This is a genomic window from Epilithonimonas lactis, assembly GCF_900110605.1.
In the GTDB taxonomy this organism is placed as follows: domain Bacteria; phylum Bacteroidota; class Bacteroidia; order Flavobacteriales; family Weeksellaceae; genus Epilithonimonas; species Epilithonimonas lactis.
In genome coordinates this window covers 23,890-35,580 of record NZ_FOFI01000003.1, presented here as the reverse complement: position 1 = coordinate 35,580, position 11,691 = coordinate 23,890, and the positions used below count along the sequence as shown (strand labels likewise).

The window sequence follows — 11,691 nt, the reverse complement described above, 5'->3', positions numbered from 1 at the left end:
CTGTCATTTTTTCCAAACAACTTGTTTAAACCAAAACACAAAATGTTTTTTGTTCAAACAACTTGTTTAGACAAAACCTCAACTTGTTTTTTCTCTAAACAGGTTGTTTAAACTAAAACACAAAATGTTTTTAGTCTAAACAGATTGTTTTGCCAGAAATCAAAAAAATAATATATTTAAAAACGAAATTCATTAAATAAATTATTAACAAAAACACATTTGATTTATGAAAATCACATTAAGAAAGCTAAGCACAAAAGACTTGGCGACGCTCGCGCAGAGAACGATCAATACTTCGGATTCAGGAAATTATCCTGTGATCGATGCGCATCCACTTCTGGAGGAACTGAAGGTGAAGTATGCGGAGTATGATGCTGTCTATACCAAAATGACATTCAGCGGAAAAGGAAATGACGTTGCCCAAGCTGATCGGGAAAGAGACATGGCTTACGCCGCACTGAAGGCCTTCCTCAACAGCTACCGAAAAATGGCCACGTTGCCTGGCTATCAATCTGCACAAGACCTCTATCAGATCTTCAAACAATTTGGTCTGGACCTCGACCGCATGAGCTACTCCTCGCAATCCGCCCAGATGAAAAAACTGATCGAGGAATTGGATAAACGGGAGAATGCGCAGAAGCTCACAGCCTTGTCTCTCACCGCTGCTTTCGACGATATGAAAGGCAGGCAAATGGCCTTCGAAGCGATCTTTGCAGAGCAGGCCGGTGCCAACGCTGACCTTCGCCAGCAGAAGAGTGCCTCTGCCATCCGTAACGACCTGGAGAAAACCCTGAAATCTTTCTTCGGACTCCTGACAGCCATGAAAGACGTCCCAGACTGGAAACTTTTTTACAATGATGTGAACGAACTGGTGAAGGCGGCGAAGAATTCCAACCTGCCACCATTGGTCAACAAAGGTGAGAACGTACCACAATAAAAACTAAATAAAACAACCCCATCAGGTTGTTTTATTTTTGATAGATACCGTCAAAATTTTCTCATAAAAAAATCAAAAATAATGACCTGAATCGTAAAAAATCTATTTTCTATTTTCTATTTTAGCAAAAAAAATAAATTAATGAACTATACGCTTGAACTCAACGTACATGAAGAGGGGTCTAATGTTGTTTTTAATACGATTCTGTTGAATTCATTTAAGGTTAATATTGTGGAGAGATACTCTGCGCCGGTGAGTCAAAAATCAAAATTGTGCGAGGTCCTCTTCAAGGTCAGAACTTTGGATGATCAGATCCTTAAAAAGAAAGATGGCAATCTGAATACCTACATCAGAGGAGAGGCTTTTACGGCGTATAAAAATTTTATAGGCGTTTTTTCCTCCGCACATTACAAGAAAAAACTGATCAGCAAAAAGACGGCTGAGCAGGACCTTGTGCATTTCATTTTGAGCATGGTGATTTCCAACTACGAACTTAATTAATATCTGAACTTCTGTTTCGGTATTTTAAAATAAAAAAAGCAACCCATATCAGGTTGCTTTCTTGTTCTATTTTATCTTTTCCAGGAGATAGAGTTTACCACCGGAGAAGGCTTGCTTCGGCATCAGGCTACCTTCCAGCATCATCGTCTTGCTATTGATATCGATGATGGTGATGTAGTTGCTGGAGTTGAACTCCAGGTAGTTTTCTTTCTCTTTGGTCAAAGGGTTTTTCCCAAATTCGAAATCATATTTTTCCCAACTTTCTTTCTCCGTGTTGCAATGCACAGGCTTGTACTTGGAACGTTTGGAGTTGAAGATGATCTGGTCGTAGCCTTCGATACATTCACTGTTGAAGGAACTCTCAGGATTCTGGTCCTGGCTGAACTGCTCAAAAGAACCGTGATACACGCCTACGATCTTCCAGGTCCCATCGATCCTGTCCTTATCAATTTTTCCGTTGGCTTTGCTCACTGCCCAGCTTACACCTTTCACAGTGCCTTTTACCACTTTGTAACCCAATTTGGCAACGCCTGTCACGGCTTTGGCAGCGGTAGTGACGATACAGGATTGGAGGACAGCCACCGCACATATCGAAACAATAATTTTTCTCATAACATCAGTTTTTAGGGTACGAATATAAGGCTTTAATTGCGTTTTCTTTAAAATCATAAACATAAAAAAGCCAGACCGCTAAATCTGGCTTTTTTATTTAATGGCCGACATCAAACTGATAAATGTTTCCTTCAAGATAAACTATTTTGAGATTGACTGAAGAAGTAAGGCCTCAGAATGTCTTCGAAGTTGTAAAGACCGTTCTTTTTGTCTTTCAGATTTTCTGCTACGAAAAGCGCGCCGCTTCCGAAGGCTTCCCGCGAGATCGATTCATGCACCAGTCTTACGGTCTGATAAGGGAATCCGAAGATGACCTCGTGCTTCCCAACAATGCCACCCGCTCTCACGGAGTTGATACTTTCGGTCTCGATGTCCAGAACCTCTGCTATTTTCACAGCTGTTCCCGATACGCCGGACTTCGCTTTGAAGTGTTCCTCGATGACCTCAATGTCCACAGCAGGCGCAATGTTCTTGAGCAATGACGCTGCAAAGAGCAAATAGTTGACGCCCAAAGTGATGTTGGGCGACCAGAAGACCACATTATTGGCAGCGAGTTCCTCGAGAAGTTTGGTCTCATCTTCCCCATAATGCGAAATGGCAGAGATGATCTTCACCTTTTTTCGAGTGGCAATCTTACCATAATGATGAATGCTCTCCTCTGTAGAAAAATCGATGATGAGGTCCACAGGATGGTCCGTCAGGAGTGTCGCGATGTCGTTGCTCTGCTGAGAAAAGATCAGCGCCGGGTCCGGTGCCGAGAGGCCAAGAATATCTTTGGCAGACAGGTGATCCAGCTTGTCATTACTCTTCAGGACCCATTCCAAGGTGAAATCCTGATGCTGAAGAATAACGTTGGCCACTGCTTTTCCTGCCTTTCCAAATCCTATTAATCCTATTTTCATAATTACAATTTTTTAGATTTTTATTTTAATGATGATTTCGAATATTAACATCAGTAAGGTACAATAAAATAATTAAAGGCTTGTCTGTGGTAGGGATTTCTAAAAGACCATCGTTGTTCCCATATGCTTTTGATATATTTGTGGAACATTCATTAGTGAAAGGAAATGTGTTTGTAACCATTTTACTTAAAAAGAAATATACCAGAAGTGAAAATTTATAACAAAAAAAGATTTCTCAGCTTTCTCAAGTTCAAAAGGGATTTCCAGCAATATGGTTTGGAGAAGGCACGCAGTTATGAGTTGATCATCCATTGGCTAAATAACAAATTGAGCAGAAGTCAATTCCTCTTGCTATCTGGTATTCTGGTAGGATGTACCGCAGGATTGGCGGGCGTTATCCTGAAAACAATTGTTCACAATATCCACTTTTTCATCACCAACAAAGTTCATTTTGAGTATCAGGTCTTGTTCTATATCATCTTTCCATTTTTAGGAATCGTGTTGACAACCAGCATCGTGCTTACCATCTTCAAAGGACAGGACAGAAAAGGAATTGGTGCTATCCTGTACGAGATCGCAAAAAACTCGAGTATTGTTTCATCGGTCAAAACTTATTCTCAGATCGTGCAAAGTGCGATCACCGTCGGTCTTGGAGGGTCTGCTGGTTTGGAAAGCCCAATTGCTGTGACTGGTGCGGCAATAGGCTCCAACTTTGCGCAAACGTATCGGCTTAATTATAAAGAACGCACATTGCTTTTGGCAGCTGGTGCAACGGCTGGTATTGCATCGGCTTTCAACGCACCGATTGCCGGGATCATGTTTGCTTTTGAGATCTTGCTCACTGGCGTTGTTTTTACAGATTTTATTCCATTGGTCGTAGCGGCGGTTTGCGGAAGTCTCTTATCCAGGATCTTGCTTCAGGAAGATGTGCTTTTCAGGTTTTACACGAGAGAGGCCTTCAACTATAAAAATGTACCATACTATCTCATCTTGGGAATCGTGACAGGTTTGTATGCCCGATATTTTCTACTTGTTTCGCAGAAGGTTGAGCATTTTCTCAAAAGACTTCAGATAAGCAGACTTCGTAAAGCAATGCTTGGTGGTGCGGTCTTGTCTTTTCTGTGTGTTTTGTTTCCGCCATTATTCGGCGAAGGTTATGACACAGTGAAGGCCTTTACCAACGGACATGCAAATGTGATCATTGAAAATAGTTTCTTCAAATACTTTGACCTTCGGGAATATACGATTATCATTTTCCTCATTCTTGTCTGTCTTTTAAAAGCATTTGCCACCTCTTTCACCATTTTCAGTGGTGGTAATGGTGGTAACTTTGCACCATCGCTCTTTGCTGGTGGCTCTGTTGGGTTTTTGTTTGCGGTGATCTGTCAGCAGATCGGTTTCAAAGAGGTGCCAGTGACCAATTTGGTTTTGGTGGGAATGGCAGGTGCTATGAGTGGCGTATTGTACGCGCCATTGACGGCTATCTTTTTGATTGCAGAATCCAGTTTTGGTTATGATCTTTTCATTCCATTGATGATCGTCTCCGTGATCTCATACCTGATGGCCAAATGGTTTTCGCCGATCTCTCCAGAATTAAAATCAATGGCCGAACAAGGGAAGATCTTTACCAATGAGCATGATAAGAATCTGTTATTTTCTTTGCACACAGAAGATTTTATTGATAAAGACGCACAGACGATCAACGAATTGGCTTCCATCAATGACCTCTTCGAGCTGGTGAAGAATGGAAACAAAAACCTCTTTGCGGTCTTGAATGATGAAGGGAAATTAAAGGGAATTCTGACACTCGATGACATCAGACCTTATTTTTTCAATCAAGAAAATAATGCTGATCTGCCAGTCACAAAAATTATGAAGACGCCACCAGCACTCATTAGACCAGAAAATCAACCTGTGGATATTCTTCAAACCTTTGATGATACAGGAACCTGGTATCTGCCAGTCGTGGATGATCAAAATACATTTATTGGTTTCATTTCTAAATCATCCATCCTGATGAGCTACAGACAGGTACTAAAGGGCTATTCTGATTCATAAAAAAACCGAACTAAATAATTCGGCTTTTGATCTTGTTTTATTGATATCGTTGATGTTCTTTCGGTTTGGAGAACTTCTCGATCAGCGGTTTGAAGAGTGCTTTGTACTTCTCGATGTCAAACAACTGAGAATCTGTTAACGCTTTGTACGTGATCCAAACACTGAAAGGGAACAGGACCATATTCGGGATCCATGCTGCAATGTAAGGATTGATCTTGCCTTTCCAGGACATATTTTCCACAGTAAGATTCAAAACGTAGAAGATGATGAAGATCACAATCGCGATGATTACCGGAAGTCCCATTCCGCCTTTCCGGATGATGGATCCAAGACTGGCGCCGATCAAGAAGAAAATAAGACACGTGAAAGAGTAGGAGATGATCCTCTGCTGGTACATCACGATCTTGTTGTGCTGTTTGATGGTATCTTTGATGCTGTTCTCGTTGGAAGCTGCGGAGTCTTTTAGGGCTTCTATCTTGTTGTAGGCTCCCCATAGAACTTCCAGCTTTTTGTCTTTTTTCAGCGTATCGATCTTGTACGGTTCCTTGATGTTTTTTTCCGTGGTCTTGATCTTATCGATGTACTGCACGTAATTATTGGTCTGCGTGATTACCGGAGAAACCATCGCGCCCACAGAGGTGACATTGGTTTTTCTGTTCTTCTCCAGCGTAGTGTTCACTTCCATGTAGGTCTGGAAACGGTAATCGTCTGTGATCTTTTCCTGCTCAATTCCTTTTTCAATGAGTTCACTGATGTCAAAGTGATACACCAAACTGTCAAATTTCACCGACTGATTCGGCTGCTTTTTTCGTTCTTCAAAAGGTTTGCCAGAGATTTTATCCTCATAAACATAGCCATCGTACAGAATTAGTTTTAGATAATTTCTGTCCACAGCAGGCGCAAATTTTCCCTTCTTGGCAATAATAGTTTGCTGATCATCGTAAGGACTTGCATTTTTATGGAGAAATACACCTTCCAGCTTTTCGCCGTTCTCGCCATAGATCTTATCAAACTTCACAGAATATCCCGAGATCTGATCGATGAAAACACCGGGTGTAAAGTTGATGGCAGGCTTAGATGATACGATGTTGAACAACATATTTTTCGCCTTCCGCTGGAAATCTGGGATGATGTTATTGGAAAATAGAAACAATATGCCGGCAAGAAAACCCACCGTGATCATCAATGGCATCATCACTCGAAGAAGGGAAATTCCCGCAGCCTTCATCGCCGCAAGCTCATAACGTTCCCCAAAATCCCCAAATGTCATAATGGAGGAAAGCAGAATCGTCAGCGGTAAAACCATACTCACAACGCTCATTCCGAGGTAGAATAGGAGTTTCAGAATCTCACCATAGCTCAGTCCTTTTCCTGTCAATTGCGACATCTGCGTCCAAATGATATTCACAATGAAGATGAAAAACAGCACACTGAAAATAAAGAGAAACGGCCCAAAAAAGGTTTTGACAATATATTGATCTAATTTTTTCAATTCAGAAATTTAAACCTCAAAAATACTGCAAAAAAAGCAATACTGAAATTGATTGTAGGATTTTAGGAAATTTTTAGAAATGTTTCGTTTGTAAAGACAGTTAGTGGTATCAATTATCAAACTCATAATCCACCTTGAAATAGGATTTGCCATTTTCCCCAATATAAACATGATCTGAACGATGGTTTTTGTAATCATTGATTGTGGCTCGAAAGACCTCAAATTTTCTACCGTCGATCATTAAAGTTTTAGCTGGGTCGAAAGAAGAAAATTTGTTTTCTATAGTCGTTCCAGAACTGATAATATAATAGTGAGTGACACTTTTCTTCGAAATTGAGTTTTTAGCTTTATAACCGATATAATTTTTCTGAATGTACAGTCTATCATATTCTTTGGATGGGAAAATCACTTTTTTATCCTGGTCGATCACGTATTGTTCGGAGCCATTTTTTACTAAAATAATATATTTTGAGATGGTAGAATTCCAAGTCACGTTTTTGTATTCATCCTTTTCATTATTCATTAGAAATACAGAGGTCCTCGGCAGGAAAACACCCAAAGGTTTGCAATCGCTTTCGGTTTTCGAGCATAGTTCATAGTAGGTGTTATTTGCGGAGACCACATTGATCTTACCTTTACCAGGATATTTTTTATTAAATAATGCCAACACTTTCTCATTGGAATAAGAATCAGAAAAGTCGTCGTCTTTAACGCTCTCAAGTGGACCAAGAGTTCCAGTCCTGTTTTCTAATGTCTTCTTTTGCGTCAGTTGATAATTTTTGGAATAATATTGTACTTCCTTATCAGAAATGTAAACCAGATATCCATCTTTTGACTCTGAAATGGGATTGATAGATAAGAATGGGATCACCAGTTTCAGATCTTTGTCCATCAAACCATATTTTCCATTTTGCTGGACCGCGTAGCCATTTGTTTTTGTAGAAAAAAATCGAGTCTCATCATATTTTGCTTCCAGTAAAAGTTTGCCTTCGATGTCGCAAAGTCCATATTTTCCACCGTTGTTGAATGGGATTAAATTTTGAGCTGTCAGATTTAAACTGATAAAAAATATAATGAGTAAAGAATAGATTTTCATACCGGTGTTTGTTTTCCTAAAATTAATATTTTTAAAATCAATGCACAAAAAAAACCTTCAGTGAAGAAGGCTTTTTTATATTTTGATCCGATTAAAAAATATAATCCGTACTCAGGAAATTAGAATCGTGGTCTCTTACAATAGAGTTCAAAAGTTCTTTGTTTGCATCGGTAATTTTCGCAGCAACCAATGATCGGATGGAGAATGACCTCAACGCATCAAAAACAGAAAGTGTTCCTTCCGCGCTATCTTTTCTTCCCGTGAATGGGAAAACGTCTGGACCTCGCTGCGCCTGGCAATTGATGTTCACGCGACTCACAAGATTGACGAATGAATCGATCAGTTTCGAAGTTTCCATGGCATCTTCACTGAAGATACTCACTTGCATCCCATGATTCGCATTCACTTGATAATCGATTGGCTCATCAATATCATCAAAAGGCACAACAGGAATCACAGGCCCAAATTGCTCTTCGTGGTACAATTTCATTTGGTCATTCACAGGATAGACCACAGCTGGGAAGACGAAAGAAGCTTCACTGTAACCACCGTTTTCATTGAGTACTTTGGCACCCTTTGATACCGCATCTTGGATGCATTCTTCAAGATAAGGCGGTTTGTTCACTTCCGGAAGTGGTGTGATCTTCACATCCTTTTCCCATGGCAGACCTGGCTTCAAAGCGGAAACAGCGGCCGTTAGTTTCTGAGTGAATTCCTCCGCCACATCTTTTTGAACGAAGATCAACTTCAAAGCCGTACATCGTTGTCCATTGAAGGAAAGTGAACCTAGAATGATCTCGCTGACAGCAATATCAAGGTTGGCGTGTTTTGTGACAATGGCTGCGTTTTTTGCATCAAGACTGAGGATCGCTCTCAATCTGTTGACTTTTGGATGAAGTTTCTTCAAGCCGTTTGCTACTTTACTTGATCCGATGAAGGCGAGAACATTCACTTTTCCACTTTCCATGATCGGTGTGATGATCTCTGCACCTTTTCCATAAAGTGTGTTCACCGTTCCTGCCGGAAATGCTTCTTGGAAGGCTTTCAGTAATGGATAATGCGCAAGAACGCCGTGCTTTGGTAATTTGAACAAGATCGTATTTCCCATGATCAAAGCCGGGATCAAAGTCGTGAAGATCTCATTCAATGGATAGTTGAAAGGTCCCATGCTCAAGACCACGCCGAGTGGCGCTCTTCTAATCTGCGCAATTGTACCTTCCGCTTGTTGGAATCTGGAGGATTCTCTATCTAAATCTTTTAAAGCGTCAATGGTTTGGTTGATGTAATCTACGGTTCTGTCAAATTCTTTGGTAGAATCTGGAAGTGTTTTTCCAATTTCCCACATTAGTAGTTTGATAACAAGATCACGCTCTTTGATCATGAGGTAGACGAACTTCTGCATGCATTTGATCCTGCCTTCTACCGACATCGTTGGCCATTCACCAAGTCCGTTGTCGTAAGCTTTTACGGAGGCTTCCAGAACATTCATGGCATCTTCTGGACTGATGTTCGGGATGCTGCCGAGCTGTTTCCTCTCCAGTCCGTTTTCTGTCGGGATGCAGATCGGGGAATAGATCTCGGTTACTTCGCCGTCCCACTGTATCAGTTCGCCGTTCAGGAGATATTCCCTTTGGTGGATGATGGGAACTTTGTATTCTTCTGGAATCTCGTTTTCGCTTTTGAATATGTCTTTGAATGTTGGGTGTTCTGAACTCATAGTTTGTTGATTGATATTAATTGAATTTGATTTTTGATGACAATAAATTTAGAGATAAAGATTGATTTCTAGATCTTGTTAACATAGATTTATTCTATGCGGGAATCAAAAAAACTCAACTGTGAGGTTGAGTGGTGATCTTTTTGAGAAGATGCTCCGACTCCGCTCAGCATGACATTCAATTATAATTTGATTAAGATGTCTGTATGAGCGGAGTAGAAGACCTGTAGCTGTCAAATTATTTGCTATCGGTAGACTTCAACGCCCAGGCAATCAGTGCTGGTTGCATGAACAATCTTGCGAATCTTTTGTTGTCCGAGTTGAGTCCGAAAGCATTTCTTCTTTCTTTGTACTGCGCATAATTTCCAGGGAAAACGGCGGTGAACAGTCCGGCAGCTAACTGTCCTACGAGTGATTCATATTTTTTCGGTGCTGCGATGATGGCGGCTCCCATGGCGATTTCTACGATTCCGGAATAGACAACGGTGTCATCCTTTTCCAATGGCACCCACTCTGGGACCTGGGCTTGGAATTCTTTTCTGGCGAACGTCAAGTGTCCGATTCCGGCTGAGATCAGCATGGCGCCTAAGCCGTATTTTGCGATGGTCTTGATTGTACTTGCTTCCATAATATGGGATTTTCTGGGAGTAGGTTCAAGAATGATTCCAAAAAATACTAATAGACTGTTAAATGATTTAGGTTATTTAGATCCTCACTTTAAATTTAAAATTGGATTGATCCGAATCTTTGACAAAAAGAGATAAATTTGTTTAAAATTAAAAATATGTTTTCAAAAATAGTTTTCGGTGCATTGTTTTGCGTATCAGCAGTCCTTATTGCTCAAAAATCTAAGACCGCCAATACCGTTCTGATGGGTGGGAATCCCGTGCATACCTATTCCCAATTGCCGGCGGTGAATAAGCAGGCGCCAAAATTCACTTTGACAGGTGTGGATATGAAAGACCAAAATCTGGATTCCTACAAAGGGAAATTCCTAATCCTGAATATTTTCCCAAGTGTAGACACGGGCGTTTGTTCTGCGTCGGTGCGTCATTTCAATGAGGATGCGGCAAGTCTTCCCAATACGGTGGTGCTTTGTATCTCCAAAGATCTTCCTTTTGCACAGAAAAGATTTTGTGGGGCAGAAGGCATCAAAAATGTGGTGATGCTGTCTGACTTCCGGTCTGATTTTGGAAAGATTTACGGTGTAGAACTGACGGATTCTCCTATGAAAGGCCTTTTGAGTAGAGCTGTGGTGGTGATAGATCCGTCTGGCAAGATCGTTTATGAAGAACAAGTGAGCGACATCTCTCACGAGCCCAATTATGAAGCAGCTATGAAGGCAGTAAAATTATAAAGATTATTACTTTTTATAGTATTGAAAAGCAACCTGTTTTAGGTTGCTTTTTTATTGTTTGAAGATAAAATTTAAATGGATTTGTGCCATTTTAACATTGATTTTTGGTAAGCTATCGGTATACGCTCGGTATACGCGTCCTATACGCAAAGTTTGGTTTTGTTGTTTTGAAGTTTGGATGGTTTTGTCATTTTGATATATCATTTTTGGAAGATGATTTCTGTTACATCGCTGTTACCTTTCCGTGACCTAAGTGTGTTTTTGTTGGCTTTGGTTATTGGGTGTTTTTTTACAGTTTGGCAGAGTGGTTTTTCATCTACATTAGAGGCTTGTTTAGGCGTATTTTTAATATGTCAAAATTTTAATCTAAATACTATTTCATTTTGCATCTCCCTATTTTTTCCCTTTCAAAGTAATGATCACCGCACCATTTTTTGCTTTTGCGCCATATTTGGAAGTGGCGTGTTTGCCTTTTAAAACCTTCATTTTCTCGATGGTATCGGGGTTAATCTTGTAAAAGGTATTTTCGGTGATGATTTTTCCATTTAAAACATAAATTGGGGCATCTGGTCGGTCAACGCCGGTTGATGCGATCTTGCCAAGTATGAAGGGACTGTTTTTATCAATTTTGACGGGCTTTTTAGGAACTTTTGCTACCACTATTTCACCTGTTACTTTTGTTATCGCATTTGCTTTCACAGGATGATGAGGCTGCGACTGCGTTTGTGCCGCGACAAGGCCTCCAGAGGTGAGAACAAAACCCACTGCAAATTTTGCAAACAAAGAATTGAGAAAAGAATAGCTGAGGTTCCTGTCCAACTGGTCCACGCGGAAATTGGCGCAGATGTTTGGGTTTTGGGAAAGGTCATCGATGATTTCCTGGTCCGATGCGTTGGTGAAATCTCTCACACTTTTGGAGCAGACCTGGCAGAATCTGCCTTTTTCTTCGGGTGTCATGGCTGCCCAGTTTTCGTGACACGGTTTTGGGATGGTAACTTTCATAATAGTGCATTTATTTA

The 11,691-nt window shown here is 40.6% G+C and carries 11 protein-coding genes; 4 read left to right on the top strand and 7 right to left on the bottom strand.

Annotation, left to right across the window (positions count from 1 at the left end; translation table 11 throughout):
- The first annotated feature begins 226 nt into the window (after positions 1-226).
- Positions 227-937 carry a DUF6261 family protein gene (locus tag BMW39_RS09755; RefSeq protein ID WP_051879902.1) on the top strand — a complete coding sequence of 237 codons (711 nt, stop codon included), beginning with the start codon at positions 227-229 and terminating at the stop codon, positions 935-937.
- Between the two features lie 141 nt (positions 938-1,078).
- Entirely contained in the window at positions 1,079-1,438 is a 360-nt protein-coding gene (locus tag BMW39_RS09750) for a hypothetical protein (protein ID WP_034974981.1), read from the top strand.
- A 66-nt stretch (positions 1,439-1,504) separates the two neighbouring features.
- Here the strand turns inward: BMW39_RS09750 and BMW39_RS09745 are convergent, their stop codons facing one another.
- Both BMW39_RS09745 and BMW39_RS09740 read right to left on the bottom strand, forming a co-directional pair.
- Positions 1,505-2,050: a hypothetical protein gene (locus BMW39_RS09745; RefSeq protein ID WP_034976078.1), complete on the bottom strand. Its 546-nt coding sequence runs from the start codon at positions 2,048-2,050 to the stop codon at positions 1,505-1,507.
- Positions 2,051-2,181: 131 nt separating this feature from the next.
- Positions 2,182-2,952 (bottom strand): 4-hydroxy-tetrahydrodipicolinate reductase, encoded by a 771-nt coding sequence (locus tag BMW39_RS09740; protein WP_034974979.1) that lies wholly within the window; start codon positions 2,950-2,952, stop codon positions 2,182-2,184.
- 207 nt (positions 2,953-3,159) lie between these two features.
- Here BMW39_RS09740 and BMW39_RS09735 point away from each other — a divergent pair, with 207 nt between their 5' ends.
- Positions 3,160-5,010 carry a chloride channel protein gene (locus BMW39_RS09735; RefSeq protein ID WP_034974977.1) on the top strand — a complete coding sequence of 617 codons (1,851 nt, stop codon included), beginning with the start codon at positions 3,160-3,162 and terminating at the stop codon, positions 5,008-5,010.
- A 37-nt stretch (positions 5,011-5,047) separates the two neighbouring features.
- Here the strand turns inward: BMW39_RS09735 and BMW39_RS09730 are convergent, their stop codons facing one another.
- The 4 genes from BMW39_RS09730 to BMW39_RS09715 form a co-directional block, all read right to left on the bottom strand.
- A complete protein-coding gene (locus BMW39_RS09730) occupies positions 5,048-6,502 on the bottom strand; it encodes an LptF/LptG family permease (RefSeq protein WP_034974975.1) in 1,455 nt (484 codons plus the stop codon).
- 109 nt (positions 6,503-6,611) lie between these two features.
- Positions 6,612-7,598, bottom strand: coding sequence for a WG repeat-containing protein (locus BMW39_RS09725; protein ID WP_034974973.1), 987 nt, complete (start codon positions 7,596-7,598; stop codon positions 6,612-6,614).
- Between the two features lie 91 nt (positions 7,599-7,689).
- Complete coding sequence (locus tag BMW39_RS09720) at positions 7,690-9,315, bottom strand: NADP-dependent glyceraldehyde-3-phosphate dehydrogenase (RefSeq protein WP_034974971.1); 1,626 nt, start codon at positions 9,313-9,315, stop codon at positions 7,690-7,692.
- A 238-nt stretch (positions 9,316-9,553) separates the two neighbouring features.
- Positions 9,554-9,943: a DoxX family protein gene (locus BMW39_RS09715; RefSeq protein ID WP_034974969.1), complete on the bottom strand. Its 390-nt coding sequence runs from the start codon at positions 9,941-9,943 to the stop codon at positions 9,554-9,556.
- 243 nt (positions 9,944-10,186) lie between these two features.
- Here BMW39_RS09715 and tpx point away from each other — a divergent pair, with 243 nt between their 5' ends.
- Positions 10,187-10,672, top strand: coding sequence for a thiol peroxidase (gene tpx, locus BMW39_RS09710; RefSeq protein ID WP_034976076.1), 486 nt, complete (start codon positions 10,187-10,189; stop codon positions 10,670-10,672).
- Between the two features lie 393 nt (positions 10,673-11,065).
- On the opposite strand, the gene BMW39_RS09705 is transcribed toward tpx, so the two are convergent.
- Positions 11,066-11,674 (bottom strand): hypothetical protein, encoded by a 609-nt coding sequence (locus tag BMW39_RS09705; RefSeq protein WP_034974967.1) that lies wholly within the window; start codon positions 11,672-11,674, stop codon positions 11,066-11,068.
- Positions 11,675-11,691: the final 17 nt, after the last annotated feature.

Excerpts from the sequence above, each read along its gene's own strand:
- BMW39_RS09755 (WP_051879902.1), top strand. The coding sequence starts at position 227 with ATGAAAATCACATTAAGAAAGCTAAGCACAAAAGACTTGGCGACGCTC.
- BMW39_RS09750 (WP_034974981.1), top strand. The coding sequence starts at position 1,079 with ATGAACTATACGCTTGAACTCAACGTACATGAAGAGGGGTCTAATGTT.
- BMW39_RS09745 (WP_034976078.1), bottom strand. The coding sequence starts at position 2,050 with ATGAGAAAAATTATTGTTTCGATATGTGCGGTGGCTGTCCTCCAATCC.
- BMW39_RS09740 (WP_034974979.1), bottom strand. The coding sequence starts at position 2,952 with ATGAAAATAGGATTAATAGGATTTGGAAAGGCAGGAAAAGCAGTGGCC.
- BMW39_RS09725 (WP_034974973.1), bottom strand. The coding sequence starts at position 7,598 with ATGAAAATCTATTCTTTACTCATTATATTTTTTATCAGTTTAAATCTG.
- BMW39_RS09720 (WP_034974971.1), bottom strand. The coding sequence starts at position 9,315 with ATGAGTTCAGAACACCCAACATTCAAAGACATATTCAAAAGCGAAAAC.
- BMW39_RS09715 (WP_034974969.1), bottom strand. The coding sequence starts at position 9,943 with ATGGAAGCAAGTACAATCAAGACCATCGCAAAATACGGCTTAGGCGCC.
- tpx (WP_034976076.1), top strand. The coding sequence starts at position 10,187 with ATGGGTGGGAATCCCGTGCATACCTATTCCCAATTGCCGGCGGTGAAT.
- BMW39_RS09705 (WP_034974967.1), bottom strand. The coding sequence starts at position 11,674 with ATGAAAGTTACCATCCCAAAACCGTGTCACGAAAACTGGGCAGCCATG.